We start from the raw sequence: 17482 nt of genomic DNA on the forward strand, positions 1-17482 counted from the left end.
TTCCTTTATGGGTTTTGTGATGGGCTGCGCCCATCACAACCTCGGGACTGCGTCCCGAGGAACCTCCTGCGCTGCGCGCAGGAGGTTCACAGCGCAGGAAGTACGAGACTGCGTCTCGTACTTCCTGCCTCTATGTGGGGATTTTACTCTCATCCTTCGCTTCAAGATCCAAGGCGCAGCAACAAGGGAGCGAGCTGCATCTCTGACACGAACTTGATGACCCGTCAGAAGATCTATGCGCCGATCTAGATTATCTCTAGGCATTGCAAGACTTGTCTCCTCGGTCCCAGTGGCGGTGCCGCCGGCTCTTTCCGGGTCTGTCCTCAGTGAACCGGCTGCGTGTCGGGGGTCCCGATTTCTGCAAATCTGGGGTGGTGGCTGACGAGGGTTTGGCGTCGATGACGGTGAAGGTGCCCCGGGGAACAAGGTCCCGGGTGAAGATCGTGGTGGGGCGCCATCGTGCCCTGCGGCGGGAGTTGGCAGGTGAGGAAAGGTGGAACGTTGCGGGACTGAGTGGGCGTGAAGCCGACGCGGTGCGTGTTCGGTTGCGAACAGAGGTGGCGCGACTGCGTGAGGGGGGTTGGTTGCTGGACACGGTCGATTCACTTGCCTTGCACGGGGTGCGTCACGAACTGACGGTGCGCCGGTGGCTGAGGGAGTGGCCGGATGCCGAGGGCGGGGCTGGACAGATGGGAAGGTGGCCGGGAGCTCAGGACGGTGGGTATCCGGAGACTGTGTCGTTTCGACTTCCCGTGGTGGTAGCGCGGCAGGTGCGGGGTGGGTGCTGGTCAGTCTCGGGTGGAGCGATGTCCGCGCTGAGGGACTGGCGAGACCGGCATCCGGGGGTTGTGGTCTCCCGGGTGGGGCTGGATCGGGGTGCACAGGAGGCGTTGGCCGAGTATGCGCGATTGGCGGATCAAGTCATTACAGTGGGTGATGTTTTGCGGGCTGGATTGGAATGGGGACTCCGCCAACATGTCGGCTAAGTATTAGTTTGAAAACTTCAAAGCTGCTGCTCAGAGCACTATTTTGTAGTTGCCTCTGTCGCCGTTGAGAGCTACCTTCGCGTTAGTCGGTCCATCACTGATTGTGAAGATCTGGAGGTTTGGGCATGGCGGTGAGGTATGAGAAATGGGAGCAGGTGCCGTGGTTCTTGGCGTCGAGGACTCAGCTGCTGAAGGCCGATCTTCCACGGGAGCCGGTCGGCCGGGCAGGGGCCTATGTGAGCACCTACCACCGCGGGCGCAACGGGGTGGTGGGGCTGTACCAGGTGGAGGCCAGCCGACCGACTGCTGCGTCCGCGCGGCAGTTGGAAGCGGCGGCGGGCAGGCGTACGCATACGACGCACGGGTGCGGGGGGTGCGGTGCCTGCTGTGATCGTCCTCTCATCGTCCGGGACGGGCGTGGGCTGTGCCCGATGTGCTGGCGGCTGCGGGAAGTTGCTGCCGTCCAGGAGTCATTGGGGCAACTGCGCGGACAACTTACCCGGTGGGCGCAGGACCTGTTGGGAGACCCTCGGCTTGCGGTGGTGTGGGTGGATGAGGTGGAGGGAGGTCAAACGGCGGCGGGGCGAGCGCGTCCTCCCGTCGCGGCCTGGGTGACGGCGGTGGACGGGGAGGGGAAGGACCTGGCCGACGTCGTGGTGCGGCTCGCCGGGGTGCGCAGCCGCGGGGTGCCGGATGGGGCGTGTGCTCCGTCCGAGGGAGCGGCGGTGTTGGAGCGTGCGCTGGGCGGCCGGTACGTGCTGGCCTGGACGGAGGCCCAGGTGTCAACGCTAACGAGCCGGCTGGAGATGCTGGGGCATCCGTTGCGGCTGTCGCTGGTTAGTAGTAGTCCGGGGAGCGACTGGGACGGGTGGCAGACAGCGGTGCGAGACCGCGTCGCGCAGTGGCGCGGTCAGCTCGACCCGGCGTCGGGGGTGCTGCTTCCGGCGTGGGAGCCGGGGCGGGCCGACCGTCTGCGGCTGATCCTGGCGCGAATGGCGCAGGGGATTCAAAGGGGCGGGTGAATTCGGTGTTGCTCCTGCTCGCTGGAGGTTACTGGCGGGTTTGCGCGATAACTGTCAGTGGGGACCTCTACCGTTTGGCGGGTGAGTCTGACACAGTTCGGCCCGGTGTATTCCGGGCGTGCCAGTGCGGTCCGTGCTGGCGAGGTGGTCCTGAGTCTGGTGGCGTCAGGGCTGGTAGGCATGCGCGGCTGGGCGGGGGTGCGTCGGCTTCAACAGCCCTACGACAGAAGTCTGCAGCTGGGGCTCGACCGGCTGGCCGCCCTGTGTGTGCGGGCGGGCAGGGACGCGCCTGTGGGCGTACAGGATCTGGTGGGCGTGTGGTGTGCCCAGCGGCCGGTGGACTCCTGGCCCTTGGAGTTCGATCCCGATGCGCAGGTGAGCGGCGAGCGGCTTCTGATCGGCGGGGAGCCGAGCGAGTTCTGCCTGGAGTGGGCGGTCACGGCCCGGGACGTGGTATCCGAGGTACACGAGAGTGTGCTGGTCAAGCACGTCAAGGACACCGCGGCCCTGCTGGGGCGGCCGGAGTTGTACGCCCGGTGGCGTCTGTTTGTCACCGACCATGCGGTGCTGGGGCCCGACGAGTTCCTGGCGGCGAAGAACGCCGTCCTGGATGTGCCGCAGTGGGCGACCTGGCTGGAGGAGTCGTATGGGGCGGTGACTGCGGAGGCTGCGGCTGGCGGGCGGGTGGCGGTGTGCGGTGGGTGCGGACAGTGGATCGCCCCGCAGGCGGACGGCCGGGTGCGGTGCAAGGTATGGCGGTGCGTGCAACGGCACGACCTCCCGGAGCCGGCTCGGGTGGAGGCGCAGGGAGCCCGGCGTCTGGAGCCGGAACTGGTGAGGTTCGTGGCTCTGCCGGGTCGGCCGGAAGTGGATCTTGCGCGGCGGTTGGCGGCGCGGGGGGCCCGGGTGGTGCTGTATCCGAAGCTGGACGCGTTGGACCTGGTGGCCGTATGGCCTGGCGGCCACAGCGTTGGGGTGGATGTGAAGGACTGGCACAGTCCCTACCTGCTGGCCCGCCGGATCAAGATGTTCCCCCGATGGGGCGCCGACGACCCCCATGCCTACCGCAAGGGGTATCTGGTCGTTCCGCAGGACCGGGTGCGCGCTAATCGCAGGTATGTGAAGATCCTCGTGCAGCGCAGCGAGGCCCTGAAGGCGCAGCCCTGGGTCGAGGTGGTCTCCGACGACGATCTGGTGGCGTCCTGTCCTGATCTGGGTACGGCGGGGGCAGGGGAGGTCGTCTGTGGCCCGTGATCGCAGTAGCTGGTACAAGCAGTTGGGGCATAAGCTACGGCGGGCGGCCAAGAGCAACGGTCTGGGTCGCGTGGACGTGCGGCTGGTGGCCTCGGTGGAGCTCGGGCTATTCGCGCTGGAGTCGTGGGCTGAGGGGGCAGCGGCTGCGGATGCCTGGGCCCTGATGGGCGGCTACGACTTCCGTACGCGCCGACAGCGGGTGGTTGCGACGTCGTCGGCTCTACGGTGGCTGGTGGGCGAGTTGAAGAGCCCGACGGCCTGGAACAAGGCTCTGGAGTCGTATCAGGCACTGCCGGAGATGCTGCGGCTGTTCGACGTGAAGGACCCGTTGCAGCCTCCCGAGCGGCGTCAGTCGGTGTCGGTGGCCTCCGACCGGGACCGGCAGTACGCGCGGGCCTTGGCGGCGCTGCCGGAGCACCGTGAGCGGCAGGTGCGGTTGGCTGAGGAGGGAGTGCGTTACCGCATGGGGCGCGGGGACGCCAGTGTGGTGGTCCCGGAGGGGATGAGCCGCTCCCCCGTGCAGCGGCATCGTGCCGGGCGGCATCGCAAGAAGGTGGTGTTGCGCTGGTCGGCGCTCACCGCGACTGCCGACCAGATGGACGCGGTGGATGCACAGCTGGGTCTGCGCAACAACTGGCGCGGTCGGATCGACGACCTGTACCTGCTGGTACGTCAGAGCGACGGCCGGCTGAAGAAGTCAACAAAGCTGGTGCTCGCGGACGTGATGCATGTGGTGGGCATGCCGGCTGTCGGCAAGACCACGCTGATCACCGTCGCCGCCGTGTCGGCGTGTGCCGAGCCGCACCGCCGGCACACGCTGACGGTGGTCCTCGGGGATGTCGTGGCTGTTCTCGACATGGTCACCGCGCTGTGCCGCTACGGGGTACGGGCGGCGCCGATCCTGGGGGCAGCCAACCGCGGACGTCACCTGCAGCAGGTCCACCGCCCGGCACACGCACACGCTCGGGGCCTGGAGCTGCTGGAGGATCCCCGGCTACGGTGGATCTCCACCGAATGTGTGCTGCAGGGCGTGGCCGAGCTGACGGAGCCGCTGGCGCTGAAGGACGCCCCCTGCGCGCACCGGCTGCGGCCGTGGAGCGGCGAGGGTGCGGAGCAGCAACAGCGGGAGGCCGCCGTGGGATGTTCGCTGTTGCCGGTGTGCGGGCGGTATGAGGCGGCACGGGAGTTGGTGGATGCCACCGTGTGGGTGGCCACGTCCGCGAGCCTGCTGCACTGCCGGGTCCCCGAGCAGCTGTCGCAGCGCGACCTGCGGTACCTGGAACTGGCCTGGCAGCGCAGCGACGCGTTCGTCGTGGACGAGGCGGACCGGGTGCAGATCCAGTGGGACCAGGCGTTCAGCCCCTCGCAGTCGCTGGCCGGGCCGGGCGAGGATGCCTGGCTCGACGAGGTGCGGCCGCTGTTCGAACGGCACATGCGCCATACCCGCGGTCAGCACCTGTTCAGCGAGCCGGTGCGGGACTGGTCCATCGACATCAGCACAGCTGGACTCCTGGTGACCCATCTGCGCAATCTGCTGGCCGAGCACAGTCATGTGCGGGAATGGCTGAGCCAGGGCTACTTCAATGAGTGGCGACTAGCGGTGGGACTAGCCGGTGAGATTTCCCGCCGCCCGCGTTCACAACGGGACGGCGGCCCCCCGCGTCGGGGGCAGCGGCCGCTGTGGGACTCGGACGAAGAGTGTCGCGCGCGGTGGCTGGCTGTCTTCACTCAGTGGCTCGACGCCCCGGCGGGCCGCTACTTGGGCGCGGACCCGTCCGTTGCGTTCCTGCGTGATCTGACCGCACGCGGCTATCAGCCGCCCGGCCTGGTCACCCAGGACCTCGTGGAGTGGCTGCGCGGGCAGGACGACGTCGTCCTTGCCGGAGACCAGGCTCTGGAACGGCTGGCCGTGCGGTTCCAGGTCACCATGATCGTCGCGCTACTGGCCGAAAAGCTTGCCTTGCTGACCCGCGCCTGCTGGGAAGTGGAAATGGAGACCGGCTTGGAGGCCATGGGCTCCAGCCTCGTGCACCGTCCGCCAGCAGAGTATCTGCCTCTGGTGCCGGAGTCCCCCATGGGCAACCTGCTGGGTTTTCAGTACCGGGAGCACGAGGGGGCGCTGGAACAGATCGGTACCCTGTCGTTCTTCCGCTGCTCGGGCATCGGCCGCTGGTTGCTGCTCAACCTGCCGCACCTGTACGAGGGCGCGGCTGGCGAGGAGGACCCGGGGCCTGCGTGTTTGCTGCTGTCGGCCACCAGCTGGGCGGGAAACTCCCCACGGTATGACGTGCAGGTCCCCGTTGCGGGCATCCTGGCCTCCCACACCGGGGACAGGGTGCCTCTGCATCAGCGGATCTCGCTGAAGTACCTTCCGGTCAAGAAGAGTTCCTCCAGCGGGGCTGCGTACGCGGTGAGCGTGTCCGGGAAGCAGGGCCAGGACCGTCTGGAAGCGCTGCGGGAACTGCTGGCGGGACTGTGCCAGCACGAGCAAGGACCGCGCGGGCCGCGCAAGAGCCGTTTGGAGGAGATCCGGGACGTGCTGCCGGAGGGGCGGCAGCGGGTTCTGCTGCTGGTGGGCAGCTATCGGGAGGCCGAGGAGGTGTTGCGGCACCTGATCAGGATGCGGCCCGAATGGGCGGACCAGGTTCTGCAGATGGTGCCCGACGACGATTCCGGCAGCCATCACTGGAGCGGGCAGACCATTGCCCGCGGCAGTGTGCACGCGATGGCCAAGCAACGGGACGCGTGGATCCTGATCGCGCCCCAGCTGGCCATCGAACGCGGCCACAACATCCTCAACGACGACCACATCGCCGCGTTGGGAGCTGCGTTCTATCTGGTCCGTCCGCACTTGCACCCGGAAGACCTCAGCTACCACGTACAGACGATGAACCGGTGGGCGGTGGAGGAGATCCGCCGCGCTGTTCCCACCGCCGGACCCGACACGGCGCTGGGCGAGCGGGCGAGAATGTTCCGCGAACTGGGACGCCGTATGTGGCTGAACCTACTGGAGGGGAGCTTGCAGTACCGGGCGACCGAGGCCCACTCGACGCAGCGGCGTGCCATGGACTGGACGAACATTGCCCCGCTAGACCAGATTATCGGCCGGATGCTGCGCGGCGGCGCCACAGCCCGCGTGTACTTCTGCGACGCAGCCTTCGACCCCAAGCACGACGACAGCATGCTGGTCGGCATGCTCGACGCCCTCAACGAAGCCCTCGACGGGCCGGACAGGGCAATCGCCGGACCTTTGTACCGGCCCCTTCGACAGTCCCTGCACACCCTGGTGGAGCAACACCGTGCGCTATGACCTCCTGCAACCCCTCTCGCTTGTCCTGCAGTCTTTCGCCGACCATCGCCTGGCCCGGTATTGGACGTGCGAGTTTCCCGCCGCATGGGCGCAGCCCTTGCGCGAACAGATCTTCCGGCCAGCGGCCGCGGAGGGCGAGAGCCAGGAGGAGAAGCGGGACATTCCTCTGTGGGCGGTCAACGGTGCGATCGCTGCGTTGATGCCGCAAGTCCTCACGCACGACGCCCGCGCGCGGCGGGGTCAGATGTGGCTGGCCTGGGCGGCGGACGCGGACGAGAAGACACCGGACCGCGCTCTGCTGGTGGAATTCGTCAAAGGCGGGCTGATGGCCGCCGCGATCCACCGCAACCAGCGAGCCGAGCGCCGCTCGCGCCCGCCGGCCATCGACATCGCAGCACTGGCCGCCATCTTGGAGACATTCCGCGGAGAGGACCTCAAGTTCACGCGCAAAACCCTCGACCTGGGGCCGGGTACGGCTCCCGAGGGCTCGGACTACACCCTGGTGCCCCATGCGCTGGCCACACAGCTGTGCCTGACGGACTGGCATGTCGTCCATGGTGCTGCGGCGACGGACCCCATCGGGGACGAAGGTGAAGAAGAGGGGACCGGGCCGGAAACCGAAGACGAGATCGCTGACCAGTCCGGTGACGAAGGCGAAGACAGAAGTGTGACAGCCCGGGTGGTGCACACGACCCGGTGGCGGCGTACGGCTGCCCGGGACGGGGCGGAGCTGGTGTCCTGGCCGCCGCATGTGTATGAGAGTAGGGGCAAGGTGCGTTATCCCTGGTCCTACACGCTGCGGCTGTCGGTGCAGACCAGGGGTTTGGAAGCGGTGGCGCAGGCGCGGTTGCACGTGCGGGTCGGGATGCGTCGCTGGGCCAGGTACAACGTGTTCGATGCGAAGCGGAGCATCGGCGTGCACCTGTTCTCCCCCTCTCCCTGGGCGGATGCCAGCAGCCCGTTCGGGCTCACGTCCATGACGTGGCATTCAGGCCCGGCTGGCACGAAGCAGGGGTTCATGGGATGGGCCAACGACCTGGTGCCCACGCTGGAGCGTCTGGGCTCGTTCGGTTTCCTGCCCCATCCGGCCGAGCTGGCCCGTGATCCGCTGGGCTTCCTGGAGCCCGGGCTGGACGAGGAAGGACGTCCCCGGGAGCCCATCGCGGGCGTGCCCTATCGGCCTGGGCTGGGAAAGAACACCGGACACGCTGTCGGCGACGGCGTGTCTGCGAAGGACAAGTGGCGTATCTTCAGCCAGTTGGTGCCAGCGTTGGAAGGCTTCGCGGCAGTGGACGAGCCCCACGTTCGCGTACCGATCCCCGCCCGCGTGCGTCCAACCGCTGAGGAACTGCTGCGCATCGACCGCGGCGCACTTGCCGCAGTCGCCGGATCACGCATCGAGATCGTCCTGTGGTGCGACACTGCTGCCATGCGCGACGAGGCGTTGAAGGCCGTAGCCCTCGCGCTGGACCTGCCGCTGGACGCGGCGGAGCTGTCCGGGCAGGTCCAGGTATGGCGGCAGACGTTCGCCCTGCCCGAACTCGAGGTGTTGTTGCGTGTGGAGCCGGTGGGCGCGATCGCCGATGATCTGGAGCTGGACGAAAAGATCAGGCGCCGCAGCGACCGGCTGAAGGACGCCGGCGTCAGCCGCCAGGTCCAGGTACGCAGTCGGCTCGGGCATCCCGAGTCTGGGGTGACGTCTCGGTTTGTGCTGGTGGAGATGCGCGGCGCCGACGGCTTCGCCTCGGCCGACCATGACCCGAAGATGTCCGTGCGTGCGGGGGCAGCCACCTGCGGGGCGGTCGCCCAGAACCTGCGGCCTCCCGCCGCAGCCGTATCGGGCAGCGGCCTTGATGACGACACGGAGGCAGAGAGCACAAACAGCCAGCGGGAGCGCACCCGCAGGGCCATCGGCGACCTGCTGATCCGGCAGACGGGCCTGATCAGGCCTCCGGCGCTGCAGGGCACTACAGAGCATCAGCTGACCGACGTGGCGTGCCTGGGCCTGTGGGTGGTCCGCCGCACCGGTGACTTCCGGGCCGTCATGCCTTTGGCCGTGGCGAGCGTGCCCGACCGGTCGAACGTCATGGTGCGTCTACCGCACTCCGGTTGGGTCACCTACCATCAGGCGGTCGTAATGCTGGCGGGTTGGAATCGTCCGCGCACCTTCGAAAACCCGGAGATCCAGGAATTCTTCTCCGATTGCGTGGCCGAGTCCTGTGACGGCAGCGACCTTGCTCTGTTCACTCTGGCCCAGAACATCCGCTCGCAGTGCCCGGCGCTGACCAATCCCAACCTGGTCCCCGACCGGCTCGCTTTTCACCCCGACAAGCCTCTTGACGCAGACCGGTACAAGGGGCTGCGACACATCCGGCTGCGTACCAACGTTGCTGACGAGAGCGCGCAGCATTTCGCGTTTGGCAAGGCCGGTCCGCAGGCTCGGGTTGGGGTGGGTGGCGGGTTGTGGGCCAGCACGCACAGCGACCGGCTGTTCTTCGCCACCGCTGACAAGCCCAATACCGCAGGGCCAGGAAGCCCGGGCGGTTCACGGCTGGAGGCTCATCAGGGCAAGAACCGTGCCAAGGAGCTCGTGTGGAAGGTGGATACATGCAAGGACGTGTGGAATCCACAGCTGCTGGAGTTGCTCGTGGCGGTTAAGCAAAGTGACGACCCGGCTGCGGCGTGGGCGGCCTTGGCTCATCAGCGCCGCTCCGCGGCCGCGCACTTCGCCGATCCTGTGACGCTGCCCGTCGAGCTGCACTTGGCCTACAAACTCGGCCAGGCCCTGCTCCCCTCCCACCAGCTCGAATCGATCGAGCAGCCGGAATCCTCATGACGCCGCCCGTACCGCCTACGCCGCATGGCGGGCCGCCAGGCGGTGCGGGTCGGCGTCTGGAGGGCTTGAACGAACGTCAGCAGGCGTACTTGAATGTGCTGTTCACGATCGACCAGGACAACGAGAGCACGCAGGCACGCCGCTGGCACACCACCCGGGAGCGCCGGCCAGCCGAGCAGTGGCGGTGGATCACCTACGGTGTCGACCACCCTGCGGCCGAGGCCACCGCGGTCCAGCAGCAGCTGAGCCAGCACCACGTGCTCGATGCGGGCGCCGGTGCCACGCTGGCCGCCCTGCAGCGCCGGGGGCTGATCGAGCTGAGACGGATCGCACAGGACAGTGCGACCGGCCCGGTTTGGCATACCCAGGTCCGGCTCACACGCGCCGGGCGAGCCGTCGGGCGAGCCCTGCACCCGATCTCCGCCGAGCAGGTACCCAATCCGTCGCTCCTGCCCGAGTGGCTACAGGCGGCACTCGAGACGGTCGCCGCCGCCCCCGAACAGACCCTTGCAAAGGTCGCTATCGGGCGGGTGGCGGCCCGCCGGCTCGGTCCGGATGGACACGGCTACATCGAGGACGCAAGTGCCTGGCAGTACCGCCTCACCGCGGCCGGCCGAACATACCTTGCCGCGCACTGCGATAACGCACAGAGCAAGGGCAACTGACTGCGGACGTGGGGTCGACGAACGGCACCGCATTATCACTAGGATGACGTCCACAGCACGGTCAGGGGCCCTAGGCAGGGCCAGGGGATCTCCTGACCCGATCCCGAGGAAGTTGCGTCGCGCATGTCTTTGCAGGTGGTGTACGGCGAGAGCCGGGATCGGATCCGCGCCTCGACGCTGGCGGAGCAGCTGCGTGAGGTGACTAACGAGGGGACGGTGTACCTCGGCTATCCGGTGCTGGCCACAGCCGAGGAGACCGTCGAGGTGGATGCCTTGATGGTGAGCCAGGCACACGGCTTGGTCGCGTTCTTGCTGCCTGACTCGATCCCGCAGGATGCGGCGCAGTGGGACGAGGCTCAGGCGTGTCAGGACCGGCTCTACAACGTGCTGGACAGCACGCTCAGCAAGCATCAGACGCTGCGCCGGCGGCGGTCGCTCGCCGTGGACATCACCACGGTGACGGTGTTTCCCGGCCGGGTGGAGGCCCCTGACTCCGGTGTCGAGAGCAGCATTTACTGCGATCTGCAGGACGTTGCGGCGCAGGTCGGTCGGTTGCCGAGGATGGAGGAGTCCCTCGAGCGGGCGGTGCAGGCGGCGCTGCAGCGGGTGACAACCATCAAGCCGGTCAAGAAGCGCGCCTCAGTCCAGGACGATGCCTCGCGCGGTGCCGTCCTGAAGATCATCGAGGCGGGAATAGCCAATCTGGACCAGTGGCAGAAGAAGGCAGCGATCGAGACCCCACAAGGACCGCAGCGCATCCGCGGTCTGGCCGGGTCGGGCAAGACGGTGGTCCTGGCGCTGAAGGCCGCTTACTTGCACACCCAGCATCCTGAATGGCGCATCGCCTTCACTTACTACTCCCGGGCGTTGCACGAGCAGATCGACAATCTCGTCACACGGTTCACATTCGAGTACAGCAATGACCGTCCGGACGAGGAGTTCCTGCAGATCATGCACTCGTGGGGCTCTGCCTCCCGAGCCGGTCTCTACAGCGAAATGGCCCGTGCGGCCGGTACCACAGCGCGGGACTGGAATTATGCCCGCGCCACCTACGGAATGAACGACGCCTTCCAAGGGGTCTGCCGTGAGCTGCTGACCATCGTCAAGGAATCCTGTCCGGACCCCATCTTCGATGTCGTTCTCATCGACGAGGCCCAGGACCTTCCCCCGGAATTCTTCCAACTGATCTACCACTTCACCAAGGACCCCAAGCGGATCGTGTGGGGCTATGACGAGCTGCAGAAACTGTCCGAGTCGGCGATGCCCAGCACGGACGAGCTCTTCGGCACCGGCCCCGAGGGAGAAAGCCTGGTCAGCATCGTCAACCGGGACAAGGAACCGCGAAAGGACGTTGTTCTGCCCATTTGTTATCGCAACACCCCGTGGGCTCTGGCCACCGCGCACGCCCTGGGAATCGGCGCCTACCGGGAAGGCGGCCTGCTGCAGCACTTCGACGACCCGGCGCTGTGGGACGACATCGGCTACGAGACCGTGCGCGGTGAACTGGCCCTCGGTGCCCGTGTCGCCCTCAGACGCAAACACGACAGCGCCCCGGCCTACTTCCGCGATCGGCTGCAGGTGGATGACGCCGTTGTCATGCAGGCATTCGACAGCCAGGAAGCACAGGACATCTGGGTCTCCCAGCAGATCCGCAAGAACCTCACCGAGGACGAACTGGAGCATGACGACATCCTGATCGTCCTGCCCGACGTCTACCGCGCGAAGTCCCGCGCCCCGCGGCTGATGCGGACCCTGCGCGAACATGACATCCCCTCACACCTGGTGGGCGTCAGCACCAGCGCGGACACGGTCTTCGTCAGGGGCTCCGTCGCCTTGGCGCACATCTTCCGTGCCAAGGGCAACGAGGCACCGATGGTCTACGTCGTCGACGCCCAGCACGCAGCCAGCGAATACAACGCGGTCACCCGCCGCAACACCCTCTTCACCGCCATCACTCGCAGCCGGGCCTGGGTACGGATCGTGGGCTACGGCGACGCCATGGCTGTGATCTCCCGCGAGGTCGACACGGTCCGCGCCAAGAACTTCGAGCTGGAATTCACGATCCCCAGCCGCGCGAAGCTGAACCAGATGCGGCAGGTGAACCGCAGCCAGTCAGCCGACGGCCGCGCTTCGGTGCAGCGGGCCACCGAAGGCCTGCAGATGTTCATGGAGGCCTACGAGGCAGAAGAGATCGACTTCGGCGACATCCCCCCGGCCTTGCGCACACGTCTGATGACCAAGCTGAGGGAAGAGCTGCCGGGTGACGACGCCTAGAGCCGTCCGCGACGACATCAACAACCTCCTCGACTACCTGCTCACTGCGGAGATCGCCGTCTACATCAACCCGGTCTCCATCGACGGCACCCGAGTCTCGTGGCATCCGCTCGATCCCAGCCTGCCCTTTCTCACCCACCGCGGGGATCCCGGCCTGGAGGACTACCGCCGATGGGTGCAGGCCGGCGCCTTCTCCGCCTACCTCCTCGACGGAGCGCTCCTGCAGCTCACCTACGACGTGGAGGGAGGTGAGATCAGTGGCCACCGGCTCGCCTACATACCCGCCCCGTACCGCATGGACCACGCGCTGGTCCGCGTGGAACCGCTGCTGGACGTCGTTGACATCTACATAGCGGACGCCCCCACCAGCATGGTGCTGCACTCCGCCATACGCTTCGATTACGATCCCGCCTCCGCCACCCCGGGGCACCCAGCCTCGCATCTGACCATCAACTCGGCACACTGCCGGATCGCCTGCGCCGCTCCTCTACACGTAGGGCGTTTCGCTGACTTCGTCTTCCGGCACTTCTACGCCGATCTGTGGGCAGCCCACCGCAGCTACTTCACCGGCGGCGCCACCCGGCAGATCGGTGAACGCACCCTCACCGACCACGACCGCACAAGCCCCCACCTGATGTGGCACTAGGGAGTTAGCGACAGCCCACGCGGGTTCTGCTCGAGGAGATGGTGGGCCTGGGCATTCTCGCCACCGAACGCGACGGCTGGCGCCTGCGCTCCTCCAACGTCCTGCGGCTGCTGGGCACCCCCGACGCCATCGAGGAAGAACTCCACGCCCACGATCCCAACGACGTCCCCACCCGCCTGTCCATCAGTCAGGCGCGCCGTCCGCTTGCCGGTGCCCGCATCAGCCCCCTGACCGAACAGCAGATTGCAGGCCTGGTGCGCCGCGACAACGCGCTGCGCATCGTGCTGGGCACCGACGCCACCTGCCTCGACGACGTCACCACCGTGCTGGCCGACCAGCAGCAGCGCACCCCCAGTGACCTGGCGCCCCTGATCCAACCGACCACGCTCCACGCCTACCGCCAAGCCCTGAGCGCAGGCAAGGCCCGCGGCCCCCACCGGCTGATCATCAGCGACATGCGGGCCTTCAAGCCCGACGCCGTCGATACCGCGCTGCGGGACGCCGTCACCCGCCAGCCGGCCTCCGGCGTCACCCGCTGCGTCATCGCCCTCATCGACGCTGGGAACCGCGACCATCTCGAGGTCCTGTCGCGTCACACGGCAGAGGACCTCCTGGTCCCGCTGCAACGCGCCACCGCCGACGGCATCCGCAGCTGGGTCACCCCCACCGATGCCCTGACCGTGTTCAACGCCCCCGAGAACCGCCGCAGCCTCTACGCCACCACCGGCGGCTGGCCAATGCTCCTCAACCGCGCCGCTGACCTGGCCGCCACGAGACCCAGTGCCCCGGACATCTGCCGCACGCTGCACGACACTCTCGCCACGCGCGCCGGCGCCAGCGCACTGTTGGAGGCAGCCGCCCTCACGGATCCCGCGCTGCAGGGCATCCTGCACGACCTGTCCGAACTCGACGAGCCCCTGTCCGAAGACGACCTCGTCGACCTCCTCGCCACCGAGCACCCCGACGCTGCCGGCGCCCTGGTGACGCTGCACCACCTGGCGGCCCTGACCGAAACACCCGGCACCGCGGACTCCGCTCTGGAATCGACCATCGCCGCTGCCTGGCGTGCGCACGGACCCCGTTGACCCGCCCGGGGCGCGGCTCGGCGGCACAGCGGACGGAGGGTTGGTCCCGTAACCGTGTCCGGTACTTCCCTGGCCGGGAGCAGGACGGCGTGCCGCTGGAACAGGGCTGACCGCGGATCGGCAGGGAGCCGGTGGGGACCTGCAGGTGGCCGCCGCGCCGGCGGCAGCCAGCCGAGCACCGTCTTATGGTCGTCTCGGGTGGCGGCCCCGCAGGGGTTTCTCCGTCAGCGTGGCCTCGGTGCCGGGTTTCCGTCGGGGTGCTGGTGGATCCAGGACAGGCCGCCGAGGTCGAGGCGGTTGCGGGTCCGGGTGACGGCCACGTAGGCCAAGCGGGCCTCCGTGTCCTCGATGGGCCCAGGCAGGGGATGGCCGTTGCTGTCTTGAACGTCCGTGTCCTTGGGCGGGGTGAAGTCGTCGGCGATCCGCACGGTCTCCCACTCGCGGCCCTTGGCCCTGTGGGCAGTAGAGACGGTGACCTGGGCGCGGCCTTCGGGGCTGAGGTGGTCGACGGCGGCCAGGACCTCCTCGGTGCCGTGCTGGTCGATGAGGTCCACGAACGGTTTCAGGTCCCGGCCGGCGGGATCGTGCTCGGCGTACTCCTGCAACTCGCCCCAGGTAGGGAAGAGCACCAGTTCGGGATGCGGGGTCCGGCGGCCGTCCTTGAGATCTTGCGCGGCGGTGGCCAGGGTGCGCAGGCTGTGCCCTCCGCCGGCCAGGGCCACGGTCCGGCCTGCGGCCAGGTGTGCCATGACCTCGGTCATCGCGCCGATGTTGGTGCGGCACAGCACAGCGTCGGGGTCGGGGACCTCGCCGAGTTCGGTGTGGAGCGCCTGCGTTCCGGTCAGGCGGATCGGGGCGTCGGCGATGGCCAGCCACCGGTTGGCCTCGGTGGCCAGGCGGGGGCCGAAGCGGAAGGATTGTGACAAGGTCAGGGCGGTTCCGTTGAAGCCGGTCATGATGTCGCGCGCTCCCCGCCAGCCGTAGATGGCCTGGGCGGAGTCGCCGACCACAACGAGCTGGGCGTGCTCGCGCTGGGCGCAGAAGACCTGCTCCAGGACGGGGTTGGTGTCCTGGGCTTCGTCGAGCAGCAGGTAGTCGGCGTCGATGGTGGGGTCGGACAGCGCCCACAGTTTCAGGTAATGGTCGTGGTCGAAGCGGACCACCCCCTGCTCAGGGTGCTGGAGGTCGGCCCAGGCCTTGTGCGCGAAGGGCAGGAGCAGCTCGGTGAGCTCGGCGTGGAGGTCTTTGTCTTCCAGGCCTCGCAGGGGCGGGATGTGGTGGGCGGCCAGGGTGCGGTCGGCGGAGTGGCAGTAGCGGGCCACCGCGTGCAAGACCGTGTGGGACAGCGTTCTGGCGGTGATGTCCCGTTCCCCGATCCGGACGGTCTGGGTTAGGCCCAGGGCCGCTCCGGTGCGCCAGCCAGCCTGGCGGGGGGCGTTCAGGCGCGGGGCGTAGCGGTGGCCGATCGCGGCGTAGGCCAGGGCGTGGGCGGTTTTGCAGTGCACGGTGTGGGGGAAGCGGGTGGCGGCGTCGAGGGCGATGGCTTTGTTGAAGGCGATGTAGCGGCCGCGGCGTTGGGTGCGGGAGGCGAGGAGGAGCAGGGTGCTGGTTTTGCCGGTGCCGGCGCCGGCTTGCAGGGCGAGGTGGTCGCCGGCGTGGAAGCGGTCGGCGGCTGTGGTCTGTTCGTCGGTGGGGTTCAGCACGGGTTGCTCCGAGGGGTTCAAAGGGGGTGACGGCCTGGATGGTGTGGGGTGCGGGGGCACGACGTTCGGTTGTGTGCTCAAGGGGGCGGCGGATGCCGTGGCAGGGGGTCCGGCAGGTCGTGGCTGTTCGCTGCGACGGGAAGGTGGGGGTGGATGTGCTGGTGGTGCAGGAAGGGGTCGAAGGGTTCCCAGCCGGTCAGGGCGGCGTCGGCGGCGGAGGGTGTCGCGGCGTGAGCGGAGCAGCGTTGGGCGCGCCAGCGCAGTTGTTCGGCGTACGGCAGCTGGGTGAGGTCGTAGGCGGCCATCGCGGTGGGAAGGTTCGGGGCGCTCAGGTGCCCGGCGGTGGCGGGCGTGGGGATGAGGATCCAGGTGCCCGGTGTGGTGCGTGGTGCGAGCAGGGGCAGGGTGCAGCGGTGGCGGGTGCGGGTCTGGGCCACGCAGAGGATCTGGTCGATGGGTACGGGGGCGAGGTAGAGCAGGTGGAGGAGTTGGACCGTAGGGCGGCGGGAAGGGGCCGGCGTCGGTTCGGCGTCGGGCGGGTTCTGGTGCGGGGTGAAGCGGCCGGCGTCCATCAGGCGGCGAGTGTTCAGCGCCAGGTTCCGGCGGGCCGCTTGCAGGCCGGGGGTGCCGGGATCGGGGGTGGCGGGGCATAGGGAGTGGTGGTGGACGCGGCACCAGGGCGAGCCGTCCTGGGTCGGTCGGGCTACCCCGGACAGGACATGCCAGCGCTGGCCGTCCGGGACCAGGCGGGTGGGGAGTTCGCCGGGGTGCAGGGGCACGGGGCGGTCGTTGTCGCGGTAGTACCACTCGACGCGGTTACCGCATGCGGTGCAGTGGCCGGCCTGGCAGGAGCGCAGGAGTTTGGTGGGGCTGTCGGGGCTGACGCGCAGGGCGCGCGGGGGGCGGCGGTTCTTGGGGGTGCCGTCCCAGGCGAAGCCGTCAGCGGCGGGGTTGTTGGTGGCGCGCATGCGGGGACCGTCGCAGGCGACACGCCGTCACCGGGATGTCGGAGCCGCAAATGTCCCCCGGGAGGCGGCATTTCCCGCGCAGACGTTCGCTTATTGGTTCGTGCGTTCGCGTGCCGGTACCAGTTCGGGTGGCGGTGGCCAGCGCCGGCTCGGCGCCGCGCTCCCTCCGACCAGGCGTCAGGCGAGCGGTGGGGTGGGGGGTTCGTGGCCCGCGCACAAGGTCCCCAGGAGTTGGTCCAGGGGGGCGCCCAGGGCGTGGGCGAGGGCATGCCAGGTCTTGAGGCTGCCGATGGTGCGCCCTTGCTCGATCTCGATCAGAGTGCGTCGGGCCAGGCCGGTACGGGCGGCGAGCTCGTCGTAGGTCCATCCGCGCTCAGCCCGCAGCCGGGACAGCTCCAGGCGGAGTGCTCCGAGGTCGGGGTCGGGCGGGAAGATCGTCACCCGTCCATCCGACGGTGCAGACACTTGCCCTGTCAGTGCAGATCTCTGCCCTATTTCTCCCTCTGGGCACCCCGGGAGAGGGCAGGAGTCTGCACTACCGTGTGCCGCCGCGGCCCAACAGGGCCCTGCCGCCGACACCCGCAAGGCCAGGGCCGCCCTGGCCCGGCAGGAAGGAGAGGAACGCCCCATGGGGTCTGCCATCACCCGGCAGCCGGCCCGGTGCTGGGCTGTGCAACTGCGCGCGGCCCCTCCCGGCCTGGTGCTGAGCTGCCCGCAATGTGGGACTCAATCC

11 protein-coding genes are annotated in these 17482 nt (G+C 68.3%); 8 read left to right on the forward strand and 3 right to left on the reverse strand.

Annotated features, from left to right (window positions below; genetic code table 11):
* Positions 1 to 1534 precede the first annotated feature (1534 nt).
* From ABZ721_RS35610 to ABZ721_RS35645, 8 genes are all read left to right on the forward strand, one after another.
* Positions 1535 to 2008 carry a hypothetical protein gene (locus tag ABZ721_RS35610; protein WP_358792933.1) on the forward strand — a complete coding sequence of 158 codons (474 nt, stop codon included), beginning with the start codon at positions 1535 to 1537 and terminating at the stop codon, positions 2006 to 2008.
* 81 nt (positions 2009 to 2089) lie between these two features.
* A complete protein-coding gene (locus ABZ721_RS35615) occupies positions 2090 to 3262 on the forward strand; it encodes a hypothetical protein (RefSeq protein ID WP_358792934.1) in 1173 nt (390 codons plus the stop codon).
* Entirely contained in the window at positions 3252 to 6572 is a 3321-nt protein-coding gene (locus tag ABZ721_RS35620) for a hypothetical protein (protein WP_358792935.1), read from the forward strand. Before ABZ721_RS35615 ends, ABZ721_RS35620 begins: the two co-directional genes overlap by 11 nt.
* Positions 6562 to 9408: an RNaseH domain-containing protein gene (locus ABZ721_RS35625; RefSeq protein ID WP_358792936.1), complete on the forward strand. Its 2847-nt coding sequence runs from the start codon at positions 6562 to 6564 to the stop codon at positions 9406 to 9408. Before ABZ721_RS35620 ends, ABZ721_RS35625 begins: the two co-directional genes overlap by 11 nt.
* A 65-nt stretch (positions 9409 to 9473) precedes the next feature.
* A complete protein-coding gene (locus ABZ721_RS35630) occupies positions 9474 to 10073 on the forward strand; it encodes a hypothetical protein (RefSeq protein WP_358792937.1) in 600 nt (199 codons plus the stop codon).
* A gap of 123 nt (positions 10074 to 10196) precedes the next feature.
* On the forward strand, positions 10197 to 12347 hold the full coding sequence (locus ABZ721_RS35635; protein WP_358792938.1) for an ATP-binding domain-containing protein: 2151 nt from the start codon (positions 10197 to 10199) through the stop codon (positions 12345 to 12347).
* Positions 12334 to 12993 carry a DUF2290 domain-containing protein gene (locus tag ABZ721_RS35640; RefSeq protein ID WP_358792939.1) on the forward strand — a complete coding sequence of 220 codons (660 nt, stop codon included), beginning with the start codon at positions 12334 to 12336 and terminating at the stop codon, positions 12991 to 12993. Before ABZ721_RS35635 ends, ABZ721_RS35640 begins: the two co-directional genes overlap by 14 nt.
* A gap of 38 nt (positions 12994 to 13031) precedes the next feature.
* The gene (locus ABZ721_RS35645) at positions 13032 to 14078 is read left to right on the forward strand and encodes a hypothetical protein (RefSeq protein WP_358792940.1); all 1047 of its coding nucleotides are present in this window, start codon (positions 13032 to 13034) and stop codon (positions 14076 to 14078) included.
* A gap of 224 nt (positions 14079 to 14302) precedes the next feature.
* On the opposite strand, the gene ABZ721_RS35650 is transcribed toward ABZ721_RS35645, so the two are convergent.
* From ABZ721_RS35650 to ABZ721_RS35660, 3 genes are all read right to left on the reverse strand, one after another.
* On the reverse strand, positions 14303 to 15778 hold the full coding sequence (locus tag ABZ721_RS35650) for a UvrD-helicase domain-containing protein (protein ID WP_358792958.1): 1476 nt from the start codon (positions 15776 to 15778) through the stop codon (positions 14303 to 14305).
* Between the two features lie 80 nt (positions 15779 to 15858).
* A complete protein-coding gene (locus ABZ721_RS35655) occupies positions 15859 to 16749 on the reverse strand; it encodes a DUF6083 domain-containing protein (RefSeq protein ID WP_358792941.1) in 891 nt (296 codons plus the stop codon).
* Between the two features lie 177 nt (positions 16750 to 16926).
* Entirely contained in the window at positions 16927 to 17190 is a 264-nt protein-coding gene (locus ABZ721_RS35660; protein ID WP_358792942.1) for a helix-turn-helix transcriptional regulator, read from the reverse strand.
* Positions 17191 to 17482 lie beyond the last annotated feature (292 nt).

Origin of the sequence: Streptomyces sp. NPDC006733 (assembly GCF_040636125.1) — a bacterium.
GTDB lineage: Bacteria > Actinomycetota > Actinomycetes > Streptomycetales > Streptomycetaceae > Actinacidiphila.

Coding starts and splice junctions, on each gene's coding strand:
- ABZ721_RS35655 (WP_358792941.1), bottom strand. CDS start 16,749: ATGCGCGCCACCAACAACCCCGCCGCTGACGGCTTCGCCTGGGACGGC.
- ABZ721_RS35635 (WP_358792938.1), top strand. CDS start 10,197: ATGTCTTTGCAGGTGGTGTACGGCGAGAGCCGGGATCGGATCCGCGCC.
- ABZ721_RS35645 (WP_358792940.1), top strand. CDS start 13,032: ATGGTGGGCCTGGGCATTCTCGCCACCGAACGCGACGGCTGGCGCCTG.